This is a genomic window from Geothrix alkalitolerans, assembly GCF_022808885.1.
Taxonomy (GTDB): Bacteria; Acidobacteriota; Holophagae; order Holophagales; family Holophagaceae; genus Geothrix; species Geothrix alkalitolerans.
This window is the reverse complement of record NZ_JAKZLE010000005.1, coordinates 133641-154223: the sequence shown is the minus strand read 5'-3', so window position 1 is coordinate 154223 and position 20583 is coordinate 133641. Positions and strand designations below refer to the sequence as shown.

The window sequence follows — 20583 nt, the reverse complement described above, 5'->3', positions numbered from 1 at the left end:
CGCTGTGGACCTGATCTGGGAGGGCCTTCGGAAGGCGCTGGAGCTGCTGCTCACGCTGGATCCCGAGGTCCTCCGGATCACCCTGCTCTCCCTCGAAGTCTCCGGTCTGGCCACCCTCATCAGCCTGGTGATCGGCCTGGGCATCGCCATCCCCGTGGCCCTGAACGAATTCCCCGGCAAGCGGCTCGTCATCGCCCTGCTGAACACGGGCATGGGCCTGCCGCCGGTGGTGGTGGGCCTCTTCGTCACCGTGCTGCTGTGGCGCAGCGGGCCCTTCGGCTTCCTGGAGATCCTCTACACGCCCACGGCCATGATTCTGGCCCAGGCCGTCATCGCCTCGCCCATCATCGCCGGCATCAGCCTCTCGGCCCTCCAGCACCTGCCGCCGGGCCTGCGGCTGCAGATCCTCGCGCTGGGCGCCTCGCGGCCCCAGATGGTGTGGCTGCTGCTGAAGGAGGCCCGCCTGCCCCTGTTGGCCGCCGTCATGGCGGGCTTTGGCGGCGTCATCTCCGAGGTGGGGGCCTCCATCATGGTGGGCGGCAACATCAAGGGCCAGACGCGGGTACTCACCACCGCCACGGTCATGGAGACCAGCAAGGGCAACTTCGAGGTGGCCTTCGCCCTCAGCATCCTCCTGCTCGTGCTGGCCTTCACGGTGAACGCCGTGCTCACGCACCTCCAGCAGCGGAACCGCCCCCGATGAGCCGCCCGACCGTCCTGGAGGCGCGGAGCCTAACGGTCCATCGGGCCGGAACTCAGGTCCTCGACGTACCCGCCCTGGACCTCCGCGCCGGCGAGGTGCTGGCCCTCATGGGCCCCAACGGCGCGGGCAAGAGCACGCTGATGCTGGCCCTGGCGGGCCTGCTCCCCCTGTCTGGGGGGAGCCTCCGCTTCAAGGGCGCAGGACTCGGCTCTCGACCGGAGCGCGAGGCCTACCGCCGCCGCATGACCATGGTCTTCCAGGATCCGCTCCTCTTCGACGCCACCGTGGCCCAGAACATCGCCGCTGGTCTCAAGCTCCGGGGGATCCCCGCCGCCCTGCGTGAGCCCGCCGTGCGCGCCTGGGCCCAGCGCCTGGGCGTAGGCCACCTCCTGGCCCGTCCTGCCCGGCAGCTCTCCGGCGGCGAGGCCCAGCGCACGGCCCTGGCCCGGGCCTTCGTCCTGGGGCCGGAGATCCTCTTCCTGGACGAGCCCTTCGGGGCCCTGGACGCCCCCACGCGCGAGGCGCTGCTGGACGACCTGGGTCGCATCCTGGCGGAAACCGGCAGCACCGCCGTGGTTTCCACCCACGATCAAGGCGAGGCCGCGCGCCTCGGGCACCGCCTGGCCGTGATGAAGGATGGGCGCATCCTCCAGACCGGGGGTTTGCGCGAGGTCATGAACCACCCCGAGGACCCCTTCGTGGCCGCCTTCGTGGGCATGGAGACCCTGCTCAAGGGCCAGGTGGCTTCCAGCGGCGAGGGCCTGCTCACCCTGCGCCTCGGCAAGGGCGGAGACGGCCACGAGGTCCTGGCCGTGGGCGAGGCGCGACCCGGCCAGACGATCCTGGTGGGCATCCGCCCGGAGCACGTGGCGCTGTCTTTACAGACCGACAAATCCAGCAGTGCCCGGAACGCCTTCCCGGGGACCGTCACGAAAGTCGTTCCCAGGGGCCCCTTCTTCAAGGTGGAGCTGGATTGCGGGTTCTTCCTGGCGGCCTACGTGACCGCGCAATCCCTGGCAGAACTGGGGCTTGAGCCCGGCGGGGCCATCGTCGCCTCCTTCAAGGCCACGGCAGCCCACCTCATCCGGCGGGAGGGTCTCGACTCCGAAGTGTGACCGCGTCCATTGCCGGGGGTCCGGACCGGGACTAGCCTCGCATCTGGGGTGGTTTCGACCGCTCCCGATTGGCGTGTCGTCAAAGGTCCGTACCCGGAGGCCTCCGAGCCATGAAACAGCTGGTGATCGATTTCCAGAAGTGCGACGCAGGTCGCAACTGCAACCACGAGTGCGAGATGGAGTGCGCCATCAAGGTCTTCAAGGTGGACGACCCCGCCCAGGCCACCCTCCAGATCAAGGCCTACGAGGACGGTGGCGGCAAGGCCGTCCTCTGCGACCAGTGCGGCGACTGCGTGGTGGTCTGCCCCTCCGAGGCCCTCAAACGCAACAAGCTGGGCGTGGTGATGATCGACAAGCAGCTCTGCGTGGGCTGCTACATGTGCATCGGCTTCTGCGAGAAGGACGCCTTCATGCGCAACCCGGACTGGATCGTCCCCCACAAGTGCACCTCCTGCGGCGTCTGCGTGAAGGTCTGCCCCCACGGGGCCCTCTCCATTCAAGACGTCCCCGAGCCGGCCGTCCGGATCATCTGAAGGAGTCCCCATGAGCCAGCTCGTCTTCGATCCCAGCAAGGTGATGGACATCGACTACACGAAGCGCACGGAGTACCTCGACCGGCTCGAGGCCCTCCGCGCCGGGATGCGCACCCTCAAGGAGGTGCCCTTCCAGCCCAGCCTGCCTGACAAGGGCTACACGAACCGCACGCTCTACGTGAACGTGGGCAGTCTCGAGGTCACGGAGAAGCCCGTCACCCAGCAGATGAAGGATGTCTTCATCGGCGGGCGCGGCTTCGGCCTCTTCCACCTGTGGAACGCCGTGAAGCCCACCACCCGCTGGAACGATCCCGAGAACGAGATCGTCATCAGCCCCGGGCCCGTGGCCGGCATGACCCAGTACGCGGGTACCGGCAAGTCCCTGGTGGTGAGCCTCTCGCCCCAGACGGACATCCCCATCGACTCCAACGTGGGCGGCTTCTACGGTCCCCTGCTGAAGTTCTCGGGCTTCGACGCCCTGGAGCTCCAGGGCAAGGCCGACAAGGACGTCATCCTCTTCGTGGACGGCGTGAAGGGGATCATCCGCATCGAGGAAGTCGAGGGCGGCCCCGAGGACAGCCATGTGCTGGCCGAGCTGCTCACGCACATGTACGCGGAGAACGAGAAGGACCTGCCGAATGTCTCGGTGGTCTCCAGCGGCGCCGCCGCGGCCCACAGCCTCATCGGCATGCTGAACTTCTCCTTCTACGACCGCCGCCGCAAGTGCGTGCGCTTCAAGCAGGCGGGCCGGGGCGGCATCGGCACCGTGTTCCGGGACAAGCGCATCCGCGCCCTGGTGGTGCGTGGCCCCAAGGTCGCGGGTGACCTCAACCACCCGGTGGATCCCGAGACCATCGCCAAGACCGGCATCAAGTACCACAAGGAGATCCGCGAGAACGACGGCGGCCAGTGCATGATGCGCCGCAACGGCACGGCCCACATCGTCGAGATCATGGACGCCTACGACCTGCTGCCCGTCCACAACTTCCAGTACGGCTCGCACCCGGATGTGCACAAGATCGACTCCGCCTACTGGCAGCAGCGCTGCACCCAGGCCACGGTGGACGGCTGCTGGTACGGCTGCTCCATGGCCTGCGCCAAGGGCGCCGACGGCCTGGTGCTGAAGACCGGCCCGTATAAGGGCGACATGGTCACCGTGGATGGTCCCGAGTACGAGAACGCGGCGGGCCTCGGCTCCAACTGCGGCGTGTTCGACCCCGACTACCTGCTGGAGCTGAACTTCTACTGCGACACCTACGGCATCTGCACCATCACCTGGGGCACCCTCACGGCCTTCGTGATGGAGTGCTACCAGCGCGGCATCCTCAACAAGGAACGCACGGGCGGCCTGGAGATGACCTGGGGCAACGCGGAGGCCGACCTGGAGATGATGCACCAGATGGCGCGCGGCGAGGGCTTTGGCAAGATCGCCGGCATGGGCGTGAAGAAGATGAAGGAGTACTTCATCAAACAGGGCTGGGGGGATCCGCAGCTCATCAACGACATCGGCATGGAGAACAAGGGCCTCGAGTACTCCCAGTACATGTCCAAGGAGTCCCTGGCCCAGCAGGGCGGCTACGCGCTCACCAACAAGGGCCCCCAGCACGACGAGGCCTGGCTGATCTTCATGGACATGGTGAACAAGCAGATCCCCACCTTCGAGGACAAGGCGGAGGCGCTCTACTACTTCCCCCTGTTCCGCACCTGGTTCGGCCTCAACGGCTTCTGCAAGCTGCCCTGGAACGACGTGGTGCCCGCCAACAATTCCGAGCAGCCCGAGGCCCACAAGGTGCCCGAGCACGTGCAGAACTATGTGGACCTCTTCAGCGCCACCACGGGCGTGAAGATCGACAAGGAGGAGCTGATCATCCAGTCCGCCAAGGTCTACAACTTCCAGCGCGTGTTCAACATCCGCATGGGCAAGGGCCTGCGCGAGCACGACGCTGCGCCCTACCGCTCCCTGGGCCCGGTGACGAAGGAGGAGTACGAGTCCCGCGCCGAGCGCTACGACCAGCAGATCATCACCGAGATGGGCCTGGATCCCGCCGGGAAGTCCACGGAGGAGAAGATGGCCCTGCACCGCCAGTGGCGCACGGACCGCTTCTCCAAGCTCATGGACAGCGTCTATGCCCGCCGCGGTTGGACGTCCAACGGCGTGCCCACGCTGGCGCGGCTGAAGGAGCTGGGCCTGGACGCCTTCCCCGAAGTGGTTGAGGTCGTCAAGCAGCACCTCTCCTGAAGTCATCGGCCGCGAATGCGGTCGATGACTTCAGCATGGGCAAAGCCAAGGAAGGCCCCTGCATGATCCTGGTGAATGAAGAGCCGCTGGCATGGCACGAGGGCATGACCGTGCGGGACATCCTCAAGGCGCGGAACTACCGCTTCCCCATGCTCGTCATCCACGTGAACGACGCCCTGGTCGCGAAGGCCGACTACGACACCACCACGGTCCCGGACGGGGCCGTGGTGAAGGTCATCCACCTCATCAGCGGCGGCTGATTCAGAGAGCGTTCAGCCGCGGAAGGAAGATGGTGAACCGGGAGCCCTTCCCCGGTTCGCTGGCCACCTCCATGCGGCCCTCGCCTTCCTCCACCAGCGCCTTGAGGGAGGGCAGGCCCAGCCCGGTGCCTTTGCCGGGGGCCTTGGTGGTGAAGAAGGGATCGAAGATGCGGTCGAGAATCTCCGGAGGCATGCCGATTCCGGAATCGACCACGTCGATCCGCGCCATGGCCGCCTCGGGCCCGTCGGCCCCCGCGCGGATGGCAAGCTTTCCGCCTTCGGGCATGGCATCCCGGGCATTGGCCACCAGGTTCACCAGCATCTGCTCGAGCCGAAGCCGGGAACTCTGCACGATCAGGGCCTCGGCAGGAGCCACATCGATGCACAACTCCACCGTCCGGGGAATGAGGAGGCGCAGTGTCGCCTCCATGTCCCGCAGCTCCTGGCCCAGATCCACGGGCGCCAGGTCCTCGGACTCGCGGCTCACGAACCGCATGAGCCGGCTGGTCAGGGTGGCGGCGCGGCTGGCGGCGGAGGTCATTCTCTGGAGGTCCTCCGAACCCGCGGGCCGGCCTTCCTCCAAGTTCATGAGGGCCAGCTCCGCGGAGCTCTTCAGGACGCTCAGGAGGTTGTTCAGATCGTGGGCCAGCCCGGCGCCCATGAGGGCCAGCGTGTTCATGCGCTCCGTCCTCAGCAGGGCCTCCTGGGCATGCTCGAGGGCCTCCGTCCGGTGCTGGACCCGCTCCTCCAGCGTCCGTCGGGCAGCCCGGAGGTCCAGGATGGCCAGGAACTGGCGCAGGAGCAGGAGGGCGACCATGAGCAGGAAGGCGCCGATGGCGCCGCGCATCAACTCCAGCGGCCCCCGGGGCAGGAGGGCCGCCAGGACGAGAATGGCCGCGAGGACCGGCAGGTAGGGGAACAGCCGCACCAACCGCTTCCCGTCGGTCGCCCGCGAGGCACGCGACACCTCGGGTTGCGGGGACCAGGCCGCAAGGCCCTGAAAGAACGGGATTCCTCCTGCCAAGGCGATCCAGGCGTGGGGCGACGTGACGGAAGGCAGGCCTGCCAGGGCCCAGCAGGACAGCGCCGAGAGCCAAGCCAGGGCAGAGGCGGACAGCCATCCGAGGGGACCCCGGATGAGACCGGGATGATAGGAGGTCATGAAGACCAGGCCGCCCCCGAGGAGGGCCGCGTTGAGGTAGGCCGCCAGGACCCGCAGTCCCATGCCCTGGCTCGAGGCGCGCAGAGAGCCTTGCACGCCCATCGCGAGGAGTAGGAAGAGAAGGGACGTGGCGAAGATGAGGCTGTCCAGAGCCCGCCTGCGGAACAGGCTGCCCGGCCCCGGCTCCTTCGGGAAGCTCAGCACGCCCGCCAAGGCCAGGATGCCTGTGGCCAGGCTCAGGAGGCTGACCAGGAAGATGATCCCCGGCACCGCCTGCCCGTGGCTGCTGAAGGTGAGGAGCAGGCTGGGCACCTCGAAGAAGGCGGACACGGCCAGCAGCAGCCAGGCCATCCGCTCGCCCGAGGGGGCCCGCCAGGCCCGGTGGCTCAGACTCAGGAAGGCCAGGATCTCGAGGAGCAGATAGCCCAGGGGCCATACCTGGATGCGCTGGGCCGCCGGGAGGGCCAGGTGCGCCAGCGTCACGCCGAGCCAGGTCGCGACCAGGGCTCCCCGGGCCGCCCGGGCCAACCCACCGCCGCCCCTGGCGGAGACAGGAGCCGCCACTGGGTCAGACGGATGGAGACGGGGGGTTGGCCCGGGCACTGGTCAGCCTCACGGTTAATTCTGCCTAGAGTCTACCCGAGTGCCCCTGGAATGGCCCTGCTGAAACCCGGCCGGCGGATTCAGAGTTCCAGGGTGATGCCCTGGGCCAGTTCCACCTGGCCGCTGAAGTTGATGGCGCTGGTCTGGCGGCGCATGTAGGCCTTCCATGCGTCGGAACCGCTCTCGCGGCCGCCGCCGGTCTCCTTCTCGCCGCCGAAGGCCCCGCCGATCTCCGCCCCGCTGGTGCCCGTGTTCACGTTGGCCAGGCCGCAATCGCTGCCGGCCGCAGACAGGAACAGCTCGCTCTCGCGCTGATCGTTGGTGATGATGGCGCTGGAGAGGCCCTGGGACACGCCGTTCTGGAGGGCGATGGCCTCCTCGATGGTCCGGTAGGTCATGAGGTAGAGCACTGGCGCGAAGGTCTCCTCCTTCACGATGGGCAGGTTGCCTGGAACCTCGGCGAGGCAGGGCGTGATGTAGCAGCCGCCGGCGTTCGGCAGCTTCTCGCCGCCGAAGAGGACCTTCCCGCCCTGGGCCTTCACGGTCTCGATGGCCGCGAGCATGGTCTCCACCGCGGCCCTGTCCACCAGGGGGCCCATGAGGTTCCCGTCCTTGCGGGGATCGCCAATGGGCGTCTTGCGGTAGAGGTCCAGCAGGCGGTCGCGGAAGGCCAGGTAGACGGACTCGTGGACGATGACGCGGCGGGTGGAGGTGCAGCGCTGGCCGGAGGTGCCGATGGCGCCGAAGTAGATGGAGCGCAGCGCGATCTCGAGGTCGCCCTTCTCGCTGACGATCACGGCGCCGTTGCCCCCCAGCTCCAGGATGTGGCGCCCGAAGCGTTCCTGCACCAGCTTGCCCACGTGGCGGCCGCCAGGGACCGAACCCGTGTAGGACACCAGGGCCACGCGCGGGTCGGTGTTGATGAGGTCGCCGATCTCGCTGCCCTTGCCGATCACCAGGCTGCAGATGGCCGGATCGTAGCCGAAGTCGCGCAGCACCTTTTCGGCGATCTTCGTGCAGGCGATGGCCGTGAGGGGCGTCTTGGAGGAGGGCTTCCACAGCACGGTGTCGCCGCAGACCAGGGCCAGGGCCGTGTTCCAGCTCCACACCGCCACGGGGAAGTTGAAGGCCGTGATGACGCCCACCACGCCGAGGGGATGCCACTGCTCCTGCAGGCGGTGCTGGCGGCGCTCGCTGGGCATGGTGAGGCCGTAGAGCTGGCGGGAGAGGCCCACGGCGAAGTCGCAGATGTCGATCATCTCCTGGACCTCGCCCAGGCCCTCGCGCAGGGCCTTGCCCATTTCGAGGCTCACGAGCATGCCCAGGGCCTCCTTGTGCTTCCGCAGCTCGTCGCCCAGGGCCCGCACCACCTCGCCCCGCTTGGGCGCGGGCACCAGCTTCCAGGAGGCGAAGGCCGCATGGCTGCGGGCCAGGATGGCCTCGAACTCCGCGGGCGTCACATTGGCCACGTCCGCCAGCTTCGCGCCGTCGATGGGGGACACCACGGCCTGGGCCTTCCCGCTTCCGATCCATTCGCCGGAGAACCCGCCCCGATTCGAATCCGACATGCCCAGCGCCTTCAGGACGTCCTGCATGGCCGCACCTCCCTATGGCATTTGTATCTTTTTTTGCGTCAATGATAAAATTCATTCGATTCACCCTTGGCATGAATATGATTCATGTTCATGGACGCCCTCCTGGATCTCCCCCAGCTCCGCACCTTCTTCACCCTGGCCCAGACCGGCAGCTTCACGGCCTGTGCCCGCCGCCTGAACCGCACCCAGTCCGCCGTCAGCCATGCCATGGCCAGGCTGGAGGAACTGGCTGGCGTCCGGCTCCTAGAACGCCGGGGGCGCAGCCTGGGCCTGACCGAGGAGGGCCGCCGGCTCTACCAGGCCTGCGAGCAGGTCTTCGCGACCCTGGACGCGGCCTCGGAGGACCTGCGCCGACACCAGAGCCTGTCGAAGGGGCGGCTGCGCGTGGGCGCCACCGTGGAGTTCGGCAGCAGCATCCTCATGCGCCACATGCAGCCCTTCCTGGCCGCGAACCCGGATCTGGAGATCGACTTCACCCTCAGCCACGACCTGCTGGCGCCCCTCCTGCGCGACGACCTCGACCTGATCATCGATTGCCTGGAGCACCTGCTGCCTTCCTTGAAGAAGACCCCCCTCTTCCGGGAGACCTACGTGGTGGCCTGTGCCCCTGCGTTCCGCAAGGTGCACCGCATCCGGGTCCCCGGCGACCTGGGGCGGTGCCCGGTGCTGTCCCTCGACAAGGCCGGAACCTGGTGGAACCGCTTCCTCATGGCCGTCCCCGGCCGGGACCAGCCCCAGCTGGAGCGGTTCATCGCCATCGACCACATCCGCGCCATGATCCACGCGGCGGCGGAAGGCATGGGCGCGCTGCTGGTGCCGCGCTACAGCGTGCTGGAGGAGCTGGAGCGGGGCGACCTCGTGGCCCTCTTCCCCGCCATCCGGCCCGCCGAGGACCGCTTCTCCATCTACCAGAAGAAGGTGAAGGCCAGCCAGGAGAAGCAGAAGCTGCTCACGCGCTACCTGCAGGGGCTGAGCCCGGCGGAGTTCGGATCCTAGTGGAAGGCCCCATCCAGTGCCGCTTCCAGGCAGGCCAGCGATGGCGGGGTCAGCAGCCCGTGGTCATCCTCGAGGATGTGGAGGACGGCGCCCGGGTTCCGCGCCGCATAGGCTTCGCTCTCCACCAGAAGGACGGATTCGTCCGCCCGGCCGTGGAGAATCACCGTGGGCACGGGAATGCGCCAAGCCTCATCGCCCTGCCAGCGCGGGAGGTCCCGGAGCAGGTCCGGACCCAGCCGCAGGGGTCGTCCCTCGCCGTGATGGAAGACCACCATCTCCCCGCGCTCCCGGTAGGCGGCCCAGGCGGGATGCGTCATGCGGCGCGAGGCGAAGCCGATGGCCGGAGCCAGGAGGAGCAGGGACCGCAGCGGGCTGCCCCGGTGCGCCACCGCCGTGGCGACGAACCCGCCCAGGGAACTCCCCACCAGCACCGGCGGTTCGGGAAGGCTCCGCACCAGCGCTTCCACGGCCTCCACCTGGGCCGTGACCGTGAGGGCTTCGAAGGTTGGCAGGTTCAGGTCCGGCGCATGGAAGGCGATCCCGCGGGCCTCCGCCCACTTCCGCGTGAAGCGCCCCTTGTTCCCGTTGGGGGCGGAGGAGAAACCGTGGAGGTAGATCAGGTCCATCACCTGATCATGCGCTCGGAGGGCGCCAAATCGCGATGCGGTTTGGCCCAGGGCTGCCAGCTTCGCTGGCAGCAGAAGATCTCTTTATCAAAGAGAAGGCCGCCTTTCGGCGGCCTTCTGTGTCTGTGGCATAACCTCCTCGCCGGGTCCCGACTCCGAACGCGCCACTGGCTCGTTCTCCGTCACCCGGCGGTCGGTTACATCTGGTCCTTCAGCCCCTTGGCCGTCCTGGCTCGGGCCTCCGGCCCTCGGGGCTTCGCCCCCGCCATCGGCTGTGCCGATGCGGCCCTATCCTCCCTCCGCGATGCTTCGGTCGGATGGTGAAGACGACCTTGCCTGGCCGCAAGGTCGTCTCTCCCACACGACGAAGGCCGCCTTGCGGCGGCCTTCTGCGTCTGTGGCATAACCTCCTCGCCGGGTCCCGACTCCGAACGCGCCACTGGCGCGTTCTCCGTCACCCGGCGGTCGGTTACATCTGATCCTTGAGGCCCTTCGCCGTCTTAAAGACGACCTTGCGGCCGGCGGGGATCTGGATGCTTTCGCCGGTCTTGGGGTTGCGGCCCATCTTCTCCTTGGTGGCGCGCACTTCGAAGGTGCCGAGGCCGAAGAGGTTGACGCGCTGGCCGGAGAGCAGAGTCTCCACGATGTGGTCGCGGACGCCGTCGAGAATCGCCTTGGCGCGGGCCTTGGAGAGGTCCTGGGCCTCCGCCAGGGTGGCGGCGAGTTCGGCGATGCCGAGGGTTTCAGGCTTGGCAGTGGTCTTCGCCATGGATGGACTCCTTGGGATGGGGTGTGGCGGGATCCGACGGCGCGGAATCCCGGCAGGACCAGCGCCTCCGCGAGGAGCCGGCCGGGTGGGGGGATGGGTCGTGGGCGGGCCTACTCGGCCGCGGTGGCGGTGACTTCGAGGCTGACCTTGGCGTGCACGCCGCTGTAAAGGCGGACATCCACGGTATAGGTGCCGGCATCCTTGATGTGGGGCACGGTGATGTCGCGGCGATCCAGGGTGAAGCCCTTGCCCTTGAAGAGCTCGGCGACATCGGCATTGGTGACGGAACCGAAGAGGTGGCCGTTCTCGCCGGCCTTCTTGGCCACGGCGAGGCTCACGGCCTCGAGCTTCTCGGCCAGGCTCTTGGCATCGGCCAGTTCCTTGGCGCGGAGCTTCTCGGCGCGGATCTTCTCGAGCTCGATCTGGCGCTTGTTGCCGGCGGTGACGGGCAGGGCCATCTTGCGCGGCAGCAGGAAATTACGGGCGTAGCCGTCCTTGACGTTCACGACGTCGCCGCGGGCGCCGAGGCTGGGCACATTCTCGATGAGGAGGATTTCCATGGGAACTCCAGGAATAGAATGGGTGGATGGAGGGTCCGGCCAGCGCTGCTTGCCCGCGTTGTCCCCGCTTGGGTGAGACGGCGTCCTGCGCCGTCAGGGCCGGGTTCCCAGGAACCCGCCCTGTCCCCCGGTGGGTTCAGGCCGATCAGAAAGTCCAGTTTATCCACGGATCGTCCGATACCCAACCAGGGATTTCCGGATCGAGGGGGCTCCGTCCATGAACAGCCAGGATCACCGCCGTGAGGCCCGCGTCGTCACCGGCCCTGAATTCACCATCTCGTTCAGCCTGAATGGCTACGATTTCCGTGAAGTCCGCATCATGAACCTGAGCGCGGGTGGCTGCTTTGCCCTCGTCCCGGGACGGACCGCCCGCTTCTTCCTGCCGGGGACAACCCTCGACGGCCTGGTGCTCGGCCATCCCGACCTCCCCAAGCAACCCATCACGGCGACCGTGGCCTACATGCTGGGGTACTCCGCCAGCGGCCAGACGGAGGAGCAGGTGGGGATGGGCCTGCAGTTCCAGGACGTGCCCCCCGCCACCAGCGAGGCGCTGGCCGCCTGGGTGGAGACGGTCACGGCCGACGGGGGATCGGGGGCCTGAACCTCCGGGAGGCTACTTTTTGCCGAAGAAGGCCAGGATCGCCGTCGCCGTCTCTTCGAGCATGGCCGCCGTCATCTCGGGGTAGACGGGAAGGCTGAGCACTTCCTTGGCGGCGAGCTCGGACTCGGGCAGCTGGCCGGCCTTGTAGCCGAGGTCCTTGAAGCAGGGCTGTTCGTGGAGGCAGATGGGATAGTAGATGGCGCTGCCGATGCCCCGCTCCTTGAGGTGGGCCTGGAGGGCGTCGCGCTTGCCGCCCTTCACCCGGATGGTGAACTGGTTGTAGATGTGGCGGCCGTCGGGGACCACCTCGCGGGGCAGCACGGCCTCGTCGGCGGTCAGGCCCTTCATGCGCTCCAGGTACCAGGCGGCGTGCTTCCGGCGCCCCTCGTGCCAGCCGTCGAGCATGGGCAGCTTGGCGCGGAGCACCAGGGCCTGGAACTCGTCCATGCGACCGTTCATGCCCACCTCGTGGTGCATGTAGACCGGCTCCATGCCGTGGACGCGGATGCGCCGCACGCGCGCACCCAGGGTCGCGTCGTCGCGGATGGCGGTCATGCCCGCGTCGCCGAAGGCGCCGAGGTTCTTGGTGGGATAGAAGCTGTAGGCGGTCATGTCGCCGAACTGGCCCGCGGACTTGCCCCAGCCCTTGGCGCCCAGGCTCTGGCAGGCATCCTCCAGCACCGGAATGCCGTGCTTCTTCGCCACGGCCATGATGGCGGGCATCTCCGCCAGCTGGCCGAAGAGGTGCACGGGCATGATGGCCTTGGTGCGGGGCGTGATGGCGGCTTCCACCAGGGCGCCCGTGGCATTGAAGGTGGCCGGATCGAGGTCGATGAAGACGGGCTTGGCGCCCAGGCGCGAGACCACGCCCGCCGAGGCGAAGAAGGTGAAGCTGGGAACGATCACCTCGTCGCCATGGCCGATGCCCAGGGCCATGAGGGCCGCCAGCAGGGCGTCCGTGCCGCTGGACATGGCGACGGCGTGGGCGGCACCTGCGTAGGCGGAGATCTCGGCCTCCAGGCCCTTCACGTTCTCGCCCAAGATGAACGAGGAACGGTCGATGAGACCCGAGAGCCCCTCCAGCACCTTCGCCTTCACGGCGGCATTCTGCGGGGCAAGCTCAAGCATCGGGACGGCCATGGGAGCCTCCAATCAAGGTTTTCAAGTATGGCAGCGGAAGGGGCCAGATTCTGTCACATCCAGGCGGGGTTTCACCGCGGAGAACGCAGAGAACGCGGAGGAAGATCGCCTTGGTTCTTCTCTGCGTTCTCCGCGTTCTCTGCGGTTGGCGTTTATTCCTTTTCCTCGCTCTCCGACGGCTTCGTCGGGCGCATGAGGGGGAAGAGGATGACGTCGCGGATGCTGGCGCTGTTGGTCAGGAGCATCACCAGGCGATCGATGCCGATGCCCTCGCCGCCGGTGGGGGGGAAGCCGTGCTCCAGGCTGGTGACGAAGTCCATGTCGAGCAGCATGGCTTCGTCGTTGCCGGCGTCCCGCTCGGCCATCTGGGCCTGGAAGCGGCCCATCTGGTCGACAGGGTCGTTCAGCTCGGAATAGGCGTTGGCCAGCTCCATGCCGCCCACGAAGAGCTCGAAGCGATCCACGAAGCGGTCGTCGCCTTCCAGCGTCTTGGTGAGGGGCGACAGCTCGATGGGATAGTCCGTGATGAAGGTGGGCTGGATGAGCTGCTTCTCCGCGTGGTGCTCGAAGAGGTCGCCCAGCAAGGTTCCCACCGTCTTGGTGGCGGTGTCCTCGATGTGGACAGCCTTTGCCAGGGCGCGGACGCTGTCGCCGTCCTCCAGGAGGTGCCGATCGACGTGGCCGTATTCCGCGATGGCATCCTTCAGGGTCAGGCGCCGGAAGGGCTTGGCGTACGAGATGGGCTGCTCGCCCCAGGGGAGTGTCTCGGCGCCCATGACGTCCCGCGCCAGGCCCGAGATCAGATCCTCCGTGAGGGCCATCATGTCGCGGAGATCCTGGCCCGCGGCGTAGAACTCCATCATCGTGAACTCGGGATTGTGGCGGACGCTCAGCCCCTCGTTGCGGAAGTTGCGGTTGATCTCGAAGACCTTCTCGAAGCCGCCGACGATGAGCCGCTTCAGGTACAGTTCCGGGGCGATGCGGAGGTAGAGCGACATGTCCAGGGCGTTGTGGTGCGTGATGAAGGGCCGGGCCGTGGCGCCGCCCGGGATGGGCTGCATCATGGGCGTCTCGACCTCCAGGTAGCCCTGGCCCTCCATGAAGCGCCGGATGCCACTCACGATGCGCGACCGGGTCTGGAAGGTCTTCAGCACGTCGCCGTTGGAGATGAGGTCGAGGTACCGCTGGCGGTAGCGCTGCTCCTTGTCCTGGAGGCCGTGCCACTTCTCGGGCAGGGGCAGCAGGGCCTTGCTGAGGAACTGGACCTCCTTCACCCGCACGCTCAGCTCGCCGGTCTTGGTGCGCATGAGCGGGCCCGTGACGCTGATGAAGTCGCCCATGTCCAGGAGCTTCAGCACGTCCCAGCCGGGCTCCGCCACGTCGTCCTTGCGGAAGAAGGCCTGGAGCTTCTCGCCGTTCTCCGTGAGGTGCGCGAAGACGCTCTTGCCCATCTCCCGGATGGTGAGCACGCGCCCCATGACCGACACGGTCATGCCCAGGCTCTCGAGCTTCTCGTTGGGCCAGGCCTCCGCATCCGCATAGGCCTCCGCAAGCTGGGAGACCCCGTGGGTGCGCTTCGCCTTCCGTGGCCAGACGTCCAGTCCCAGAGCCTTGAGCTTGTCGAGCTTCTCAAGGCGGATGTCGCGGTACTGGTTGGGCTGCATGGGAGCTCCGGCACGAATCATTTAGTTTACAGGCAGGTCAGCTCCCGTCGAAGCGGTAGGCCACGTAGGCGGAGATGTCCGGAGCCGTGAAGGTGCCGGCCTCTTCGCTGAATCCGAAGCGCCAGCGGGGCAGCCGTGTGTGGCGGAGGGTCCAGTGCTGCTGCCACCCCGCCCGGTCCAGCCGGGCCAGGCCCGTGCGGTAGGGACTGCCGGCGTAGCCCACGCTGACCTCGAGGCCGAGGCCGTCGATGAGGCCCCGGCCCTGCCCCAGCCAGGCCACCGTGGCCCAGGCCCGGTTGAAGGAGGTGTGGTCCATGACCTCCCGCAGCGGGCTGTGCTGGGGAAGCCCCAGCATCACGCGCTCCGCCTGGCCGAAGAGCTTGATGCGACCCAGGCGCTTCCACGCCGCCGCCCCCACGAGACCATCGGTGCCGCCGCTGCCGGAGAAGTCGGACTGCCTGCCCGTGGGCAGCTGGAGCGACGCGCCGATGCGCCCGCCCGCGTCCGCGGTGCCGAAGGGACGCACCCATGCCACATCCAGATCCATCAGGGCCACGCCCGGCCGGGTCAGGTCGCCGATCACGCGCCCATCCCGCTCCAGGTGGTAGACCAGGCGGTTCTTCGGTGCGTCTTCCCGTCCGCCCTGGGGCAGGTTCAGGAGGGTGTGCCAGTTCGTGATGGCCTGATCTGCGATGCCGCCAGATCGAGAGGCCACGCGGGTCCGGATGTTGATCCGCGAGGCCCCCACCCTCGTGGCCCAGTCCCAGGTCAGCTGCCACTCCTCGCCATCCAGGCGTGCCCAGGTGCGCCCATCGGCGCTATGCTCCAAGTCCGGACGCAGCATCTGGCTGGTTGCCTCCAGCGCCAGCTCGTTCATCCCCTCCGGCAGGGGCTCCGGGAATCCTTCGAACCAGGCCACCCGGTTGGGCCGAGGCGTCTCCTGGGCGCCCAGGCCCAAAGCCACCATTGAGATAATCAACACTCCCGGCTTGACGAAGGTCACGGCATCCCTCCCGCACTCCATACATACTCGATCCTGTGGACAGGAATGGTGCTAGATTCATTCCCTGATGGTCATTAAAGAATGGCATCGCGACGCGATAGATGATGCCATGATGATGATTCCCCCCCCGTTCCTTCCTAACGCGCCCCTTCCACCGCTCTTCTTCAAGGAGTCAGCCATGTCACGTCTGAAATCCCGCCTGCTGGAAAAGATCCAGGAGCATCGCCCCCGTACCGCCGCTCTGGTGAAGGAACACGGGAAGGTGGTCATCGACGAGGTGACCATCGACCAGTGCATCGGCGGCGCGCGGGACGTCCGCTGCCTCGTAACCGACATCTCGTACCTGGATCCCCAGGAGGGCATCCGGTTCCGCGGGAAGAACATCCCCGAAACCTTCGCGGCGCTGCCGAAGGCCAAGGGCGGCGAGTACCCGACGGTGGAGTCCTTCTGGTACTTCCTGCTCACCGGCGAGATCCCCACCCAGGCCGAGGCCGACGAGGTGCTGGCCGACTTCCAGAGCCGCGCCAAAGTGCCGGCCTACGTCTTCGACATCCTGAAGGCCATGCCCAAGGACAGCCACCCGATGGCCATGCTGTCCACCGCCGTGCTGGCCATGCAGAAGGAGAGCCAGTTCGCCGCGAAGTACCACGAGACGAAGAAGACCGACTACTGGGACACGATGTACGAGGACGCCAGCAACCTCGTGGCCCGCCTGCCCGAGATCGCGGCCTTCATCTACCGCTGGAAGTACAAGAACGGCGACATCATCGCCCCGAAGGCCGGCCTCGACATGGGCGCCAACTTCGCGCACATGATGGGCATCGCCAAGCCCTACGACGATGTGGCCCGGATGTACTTCATCCTCCACAGCGACCACGAGAGCGGCAACGTCAGCGCCCACACCACCCACCTCGTGGCCTCCGCCCTCTCCGACGCCTACTACAGCTTCAGCGCCGGCCTGAACGGCTTGGCCGGCCCCCTCCACGGCCTGGCCAACCAGGAAGTGCTCGACTGGATCATGGGCTTCCAGAAGAAGCTCAACGGCGCCGAGCCCACGGAAGAGAACGTCAAGCAGGCCCTGTGGGACACGCTGAACAGCGGCCACGTCATCCCCGGCTACGGCCACGCCGTGCTGCGCAAGACCGACCCGCGCTACACCGCCCAGATGGAATTCTGCCTCAACCACCTGCCCAACGACCCGCTCTTCAAGCTGGTCAACATGATCTACAAGGTGGCCCCCGGCGTGCTCACGGAGCAGGGCAAGACCAAGAACCCCTGGCCCAACGTGGATGCGCAGAGCGGCGTGATCCAGTGGTACTACGGCCTCAAGGAGTACGATTTCTACACGGTGCTCTTCGGCGTGGGCCGCGCCCTGGGCGTGCTGGCCAACATCACCTGGGACCGCGCCCTCGGCTATGCCCTGGAGCGACCCAAGTCCGTCACCACCGACATGCTCGAGGATTGGGCGGCCAAGGGCGGACGGAAGTAGCTGCCAGCGCCCAGAAACAGAAAGGGCGGGCCGGATGGCCCGCCCTTTCTGTTTCTGGGGAAGGTCAGCTGCGAGCCGCGGCGCTCGCCTTCACGAAGGCGGTAAAGAGCGGATGGGGGTTCAGGGGGCGGCTCTTGAACTCGGGATGGAACTGGCAGGCCAAGAAGTAGGGATGGTCCTTCACTTCCACGATCTCCACGAAGACGCCGTCGGGGCTCATGCCCGTGAAGCGGAGGCCCTTGTCCTCCAGGGCCTTCCGGTACTCGTGGTTGAACTCGTAGCGGTGCCGGTGGCGCTCGCTGATCTCCGTGCTGCCATAGGCCTTCGCGGCCTGGCTGTCCGGTGTGAGGCGGCAGGGATAGGCGCCCAGGCGCATGGTTCCGCCCAGCTCCTCCACGTCCACCAGCTCGCGCAGCTTGAAGATCACGCGGTGCTTGGGCGCGTCGTCGAACTCGGTGGAGTCGGCGCCCTCCAGCCCGGCCACGTTCCGCGCGAACTCCACCGACGCCATCTGCATGCCCAGGCAGATGCCGAAGAAGGGGATCTTGTGCTCCCGGGCGTACTGGATGGACTTGATCATGCCGCGGGTGCCTCGCACGCCGAAGCCGCCAGGCACGAGGATGCCGTGGCAGTCCTGGAGGAAGGCCGCCGGATCCTGGGTCTCCAGCTCCTCGGCTTCGATCCACTTGAGGTCCACGTGGGTCTCCAGGCCGTAGCCGGCGTGGTGAAGGGCCTCGATGAGGCTCTTGTAGCTCTCCTTGAACTCCACGTACTTGCCCACGATGCCGATGCGGACGCTGCCCTTGGGGTTGCGGATGCGCTGGAGGAGGTTCTGCCAGGCGCTCAGGTCCGGCTCCTTCTCGCCGAGGCCCAGCAGGGCGGCGACCTTGGCGTCCAGGCCCTCCAGGTGCAGGTTCAGGGGCACCTCGTAGATGGAGTGCGCGTCCCGGCAGCTGAACACGGCATCCGGCGTCACGGAGCAGAACAGGGCGATCTTGTCCTTCAGGTCGCGGGGGATGTCCTGCTCCGCGCGGCAGAGCAGGACGTCCGGCTGGATCCCCAGCGCCCGAAGCTCCTTCACGCTGTGCTGGGTCGGCTTCGACTTCAGCTCGCCCGCGGCCTTGATGAAGGGCACGTAGGTGAGGTGCATGTTGAGGGCGTTGGCCTTCATCTGGGAATCCAGGCCCACCTCCAGCTTGAACTGCCGGATGGCCTCCAGGAAGGGCTGGCTCTCGATGTCGCCCACCGTGCCGCCGATCTCGATGATCACCACGTCCATGTCCTTGGCGACCTTCTTCATCACCCCCTTGATCTCGTCGGTGATGTGGGGGATCACCTGCACGGTCTTGCCCAGGTAGTCGCCTCGGCGCTCCTTCTGGATCACCGTGTTGTAGATCCGGCCCGTCGTGATGGTGTGGTTCTGCGTGGTGGGCACCGAGGTGAAGCGCTCGTAGTGGCCCAGGTCCAGATCCGTCTCCGCGCCGTCGTCGGTCACGAAGACTTCGCCGTGCTGGAAGGGCGACATGGTGCCCGGATCCACGTTGAGGTAGGGATCCATCTTCATGAGCGTCACTTTCAGCCCTCGGGCCTCCAGCAGCGCGCCCAGACTGGCCGCCGCGATCCCCTTGCCCAGGCTCGAAAGCACACCGCCGGTCACGAACACGTACTTGGTCATGGGATCTCCTGGAAACGGGATTCGGCGAAGGTCACATCTCCTCCGGGGCCTGGATGCCCATGAGGTGGAGGCCCTGGCGGAGGGCGCGGGCGGTGGCGACGCAGAGGGTGAGTCGGGCGTCGCGGACTTCCGGCGCATTCTCCGGGGCCAGGATGGGGCAGTTGGTGTAGTAGCCGCTGAAGGAGCGGGCCACGGTCACGAGCTGGCGCGCGAGGGGCGTGGCCATGCAGCCTTCTGCCACGGCGGCGATGGCGACGGGGAGCCCGGCCAGCTCGAAGAGGAGGGATTGGGCTTCGGGTGCGTCGAGGCCTGCGAGATCGCTCGGGAGCTGCGCTTCCGAGTAGGAAAGGAAAGGACCCTGGGCTGATTGGGTCTGAGCCTTCGCCGCCCATTCGCCGCCGGCCTTGCGCAGCACGCTCATGATGCGGGCGTGGGCGTACTGCACGTAGGGGCCCGTGTCGCCGTCGAGCGCGATGACGCGGTCCCACGTGAAGGTGATGGGCTTCACGCGATCGTTCATGGCATCGAAGAACACCACGGCGCCCATGCCCAGCATCTCGGCCACCTCGGCTTTGTTGGCCAGCTCGGGATTCTTCTCGTCGATGATGGAGGCCACGCGCTCGCGAGCCTCGTCCAGCACGTCCTCCAGGAAGATGACATTGCCCTTGCGGGTGCTCATCTTGCCCTCGGGCAGCTTCACCATGCCGAAGGGCGTGTGCAGCATGCGGCCCTTGAACCAGGGATCCAGCTTGTCGAGCACGGCGAAGATCTGCTGGAAGTGCAGCACCTGGTCCGTGCCCACCACATACAGGCAGCGGTCGAAGCCGTAGGCCTCCTTGCGGTACAGCGCCGCCGCCAGGTCGCGGGTGGCGTAGATGCTGGTGCCGTCGGCCTTCTGCACCAGGCAGGGCGTGCTGATGCCCACGTCCTCGAGGTTCACGATGCGGGCGCCGTTGTTGCCTTCCACCACCAGGCCCGCATCCTCCAGCCGCTGCATGGTCGGGACGAGCCGGTCCTCGTAGAAGGCCTCGCCCTGCTCCAGCGTGTCGAAGCTTACGCCAAGGCGATCGTAGATGCGCTGGAACTCGCGCAGGGAGATCTCCCGGAACCAGCTCCAGAGTCGGCGGGCTTCAAGGTCGCCCTCCTCCAGGCGCCGGAACCAGCCGCGGGCCTCGTCGCGCATGGCCGGGTCGTTCTCCTCCTCTGCGTGGAACCGCACGTAGAGTTGGAAGAGCCGGAACAGGGGCGTGCGGCGCTTCTCCGGCGCGGGTTCCGCCCAGTCGAAGTCCTGCTCGAGGTTCGCGTTCTCCGCCTGGGCCCAGCGGGTGTAGGCCGCCAGCAACGTGCCGAACTGCGTGCCCCAGTCGCCCAGGTGGTTGAGGCGGATCACCTCGTAGCCGAGGAACTGGTGGGCCTGGGCCAGGGTGTGACCGATCATGGTGGAGCGCAGGTGGCCGATGGTGAAGAGCTTGGCGATGTTGGGCGAGCTGTACTCGACGATGACCTTCTTGCCGTTGACGGGCCGTGAACCGAAAGGCCGGTTCGCGGGAGAAGCGAGGATGGCGCCCAGCACCGACTGGGCGCGGGTCTCGGGCGCCAGCTTCAAGTTGAGGTAGGGGCCCGCCGCCACGAGCGTAGCCCCGTCGATGGCGATGGAAGCCGCCAGTTCCTGCGACAGCTGCACGGGGTTCTTTCCCAGCTGCTTGGCGGCACGGAAGCAGGGGAAGGCCAGGTCCCCAAGCTCACCGGTCTTCGGCCGCTCCAGCGAGATCTCCACGCCGGGAAGGGCCGCCGCCAGCCGCTGTTCGAAGGTGTGTCGCAGGGATTCCATCAGTCTTCAGTCCTCGGTC

At 67.2% G+C, this 20583-nt stretch carries 18 protein-coding genes; 8 read left to right on the top strand and 10 right to left on the bottom strand.

The window, feature by feature from the left end; translation table 11 throughout:
- The first annotated feature begins 4 nt into the window (after positions 1-4).
- The 5 genes from MLJ35_RS11290 to thiS all read left to right on the top strand — a co-directional run bounded on the left by MLJ35_RS11290 (position 5) and on the right by thiS (position 4850).
- Complete coding sequence (locus tag MLJ35_RS11290; protein ID WP_243323101.1) at positions 5-703, top strand: ABC transporter permease; 699 nt, start codon at positions 5-7, stop codon at positions 701-703.
- Positions 700-1818, top strand: coding sequence for an ABC transporter ATP-binding protein (locus MLJ35_RS11285; protein ID WP_243384425.1), 1119 nt, complete (start codon positions 700-702; stop codon positions 1816-1818). The genes MLJ35_RS11290 and MLJ35_RS11285 overlap by 4 nt, the downstream gene beginning before the upstream one ends.
- A 110-nt stretch (positions 1819-1928) precedes the next feature.
- Complete coding sequence (locus MLJ35_RS11280; RefSeq protein WP_243384424.1) at positions 1929-2351, top strand: 4Fe-4S binding protein; 423 nt, start codon at positions 1929-1931, stop codon at positions 2349-2351.
- Positions 2352-2457: 106 nt separating this feature from the next.
- Positions 2458-4590, top strand: coding sequence for an aldehyde ferredoxin oxidoreductase family protein (locus tag MLJ35_RS11275; RefSeq protein WP_420843040.1), 2133 nt, complete (start codon positions 2458-2460; stop codon positions 4588-4590).
- Between the two features lie 62 nt (positions 4591-4652).
- Positions 4653-4850, top strand: a complete 198-nt coding sequence (gene thiS, locus MLJ35_RS11270; protein WP_243384422.1) for a sulfur carrier protein ThiS — start codon at positions 4653-4655, stop codon at positions 4848-4850.
- A gap of 1 nt (position 4851) precedes the next feature.
- On the opposite strand, the gene MLJ35_RS11265 is transcribed toward thiS, so the two are convergent.
- Together MLJ35_RS11265 and amaB are read right to left on the bottom strand one after the other, a co-directional pair.
- A complete protein-coding gene (locus MLJ35_RS11265; RefSeq protein ID WP_243384421.1) occupies positions 4852-6540 on the bottom strand; it encodes a sensor histidine kinase in 1689 nt (562 codons plus the stop codon).
- Positions 6541-6695: 155 nt separating this feature from the next.
- Entirely contained in the window at positions 6696-8210 is a 1515-nt protein-coding gene (gene amaB, locus MLJ35_RS11260; RefSeq protein ID WP_243384420.1) for an L-piperidine-6-carboxylate dehydrogenase, read from the bottom strand.
- Positions 8211-8294: 84 nt separating this feature from the next.
- Between amaB and MLJ35_RS11255 the strand changes: the two genes are divergently transcribed.
- On the top strand, positions 8295-9206 hold the full coding sequence (locus MLJ35_RS11255) for a LysR family transcriptional regulator (protein ID WP_243384419.1): 912 nt from the start codon (positions 8295-8297) through the stop codon (positions 9204-9206).
- Here MLJ35_RS11255 and MLJ35_RS11250 read toward each other — a convergent pair.
- The 3 genes from MLJ35_RS11250 to rplI form a co-directional block, all read right to left on the bottom strand.
- Complete coding sequence (locus MLJ35_RS11250) at positions 9203-9832, bottom strand: YqiA/YcfP family alpha/beta fold hydrolase (RefSeq protein ID WP_243384418.1); 630 nt, start codon at positions 9830-9832, stop codon at positions 9203-9205. The genes MLJ35_RS11255 and MLJ35_RS11250 overlap by 4 nt on opposite strands.
- A gap of 469 nt (positions 9833-10301) precedes the next feature.
- Positions 10302-10601 carry an HU family DNA-binding protein gene (locus tag MLJ35_RS11245; protein ID WP_026853313.1) on the bottom strand — a complete coding sequence of 100 codons (300 nt, stop codon included), beginning with the start codon at positions 10599-10601 and terminating at the stop codon, positions 10302-10304.
- Positions 10602-10711: 110 nt separating this feature from the next.
- A complete protein-coding gene (gene rplI / locus MLJ35_RS11240; protein ID WP_243287079.1) occupies positions 10712-11161 on the bottom strand; it encodes a 50S ribosomal protein L9 in 450 nt (149 codons plus the stop codon).
- A gap of 217 nt (positions 11162-11378) precedes the next feature.
- Between rplI and MLJ35_RS11235 the strand changes: the two genes are divergently transcribed.
- Positions 11379-11762: a PilZ domain-containing protein gene (locus tag MLJ35_RS11235; protein ID WP_243384417.1), complete on the top strand. Its 384-nt coding sequence runs from the start codon at positions 11379-11381 to the stop codon at positions 11760-11762.
- 12 nt (positions 11763-11774) lie between these two features.
- Here the strand turns inward: MLJ35_RS11235 and MLJ35_RS11230 are convergent, their stop codons facing one another.
- The 3 genes from MLJ35_RS11230 to MLJ35_RS11220 all read right to left on the bottom strand — a co-directional run bounded on the left by MLJ35_RS11230 (position 11775) and on the right by MLJ35_RS11220 (position 15569).
- Positions 11775-12902: a DegT/DnrJ/EryC1/StrS family aminotransferase gene (locus MLJ35_RS11230; RefSeq protein ID WP_243384416.1), complete on the bottom strand. Its 1128-nt coding sequence runs from the start codon at positions 12900-12902 to the stop codon at positions 11775-11777.
- 152 nt (positions 12903-13054) lie between these two features.
- Complete coding sequence (lysS, locus tag MLJ35_RS11225) at positions 13055-14566, bottom strand: lysine--tRNA ligase (protein ID WP_243384415.1); 1512 nt, start codon at positions 14564-14566, stop codon at positions 13055-13057.
- Positions 14567-14603: 37 nt separating this feature from the next.
- Positions 14604-15569: a DUF3187 family protein gene (locus tag MLJ35_RS11220; RefSeq protein ID WP_243384414.1), complete on the bottom strand. Its 966-nt coding sequence runs from the start codon at positions 15567-15569 to the stop codon at positions 14604-14606.
- 178 nt (positions 15570-15747) lie between these two features.
- Here MLJ35_RS11220 and MLJ35_RS11215 point away from each other — a divergent pair, with 178 nt between their 5' ends.
- Positions 15748-17058, top strand: a complete 1311-nt coding sequence (locus tag MLJ35_RS11215; protein WP_243384413.1) for a citrate (Si)-synthase — start codon at positions 15748-15750, stop codon at positions 17056-17058.
- Between the two features lie 64 nt (positions 17059-17122).
- Here MLJ35_RS11215 and MLJ35_RS11210 read toward each other — a convergent pair whose 3' ends face one another.
- Positions 17123-18733 carry a CTP synthase gene (locus MLJ35_RS11210; RefSeq protein WP_243384412.1) on the bottom strand — a complete coding sequence of 537 codons (1611 nt, stop codon included), beginning with the start codon at positions 18731-18733 and terminating at the stop codon, positions 17123-17125.
- A 31-nt stretch (positions 18734-18764) separates the two neighbouring features.
- Positions 18765-20564 (bottom strand): arginine--tRNA ligase, encoded by a 1800-nt coding sequence (gene argS / locus MLJ35_RS11205; RefSeq protein ID WP_243384411.1) that lies wholly within the window; start codon positions 20562-20564, stop codon positions 18765-18767.
- Positions 20565-20583 lie beyond the last annotated feature (19 nt).

Bases quoted from the DNA above. Each gene is read 5' to 3' on its own strand.
- MLJ35_RS11215 (WP_243384413.1), top strand. From the start codon at position 15,748: ATGTCACGTCTGAAATCCCGCCTGCTGGAAAAGATCCAGGAGCATCGC.
- thiS (WP_243384422.1), top strand. From the start codon at position 4,653: ATGATCCTGGTGAATGAAGAGCCGCTGGCATGGCACGAGGGCATGACC.
- MLJ35_RS11250 (WP_243384418.1), bottom strand. From the start codon at position 9,832: ATGGACCTGATCTACCTCCACGGTTTCTCCTCCGCCCCCAACGGGAAC.
- rplI (WP_243287079.1), bottom strand. From the start codon at position 11,161: ATGGAAATCCTCCTCATCGAGAATGTGCCCAGCCTCGGCGCCCGCGGC.
- amaB (WP_243384420.1), bottom strand. From the start codon at position 8,210: ATGCAGGACGTCCTGAAGGCGCTGGGCATGTCGGATTCGAATCGGGGC.
- MLJ35_RS11245 (WP_026853313.1), bottom strand. From the start codon at position 10,601: ATGGCGAAGACCACTGCCAAGCCTGAAACCCTCGGCATCGCCGAACTC.
- MLJ35_RS11235 (WP_243384417.1), top strand. From the start codon at position 11,379: ATGAACAGCCAGGATCACCGCCGTGAGGCCCGCGTCGTCACCGGCCCT.
- argS (WP_243384411.1), bottom strand. From the start codon at position 20,564: ATGGAATCCCTGCGACACACCTTCGAACAGCGGCTGGCGGCGGCCCTT.
- MLJ35_RS11285 (WP_243384425.1), top strand. From the start codon at position 700: ATGAGCCGCCCGACCGTCCTGGAGGCGCGGAGCCTAACGGTCCATCGG.
- MLJ35_RS11230 (WP_243384416.1), bottom strand. From the start codon at position 12,902: ATGGCCGTCCCGATGCTTGAGCTTGCCCCGCAGAATGCCGCCGTGAAG.
- lysS (WP_243384415.1), bottom strand. From the start codon at position 14,566: ATGCAGCCCAACCAGTACCGCGACATCCGCCTTGAGAAGCTCGACAAG.
- MLJ35_RS11210 (WP_243384412.1), bottom strand. From the start codon at position 18,733: ATGACCAAGTACGTGTTCGTGACCGGCGGTGTGCTTTCGAGCCTGGGC.
- MLJ35_RS11280 (WP_243384424.1), top strand. From the start codon at position 1,929: ATGAAACAGCTGGTGATCGATTTCCAGAAGTGCGACGCAGGTCGCAAC.
- MLJ35_RS11255 (WP_243384419.1), top strand. From the start codon at position 8,295: ATGTTCATGGACGCCCTCCTGGATCTCCCCCAGCTCCGCACCTTCTTC.
- MLJ35_RS11275 (WP_420843040.1), top strand. From the start codon at position 2,458: ATGCGCACCCTCAAGGAGGTGCCCTTCCAGCCCAGCCTGCCTGACAAG.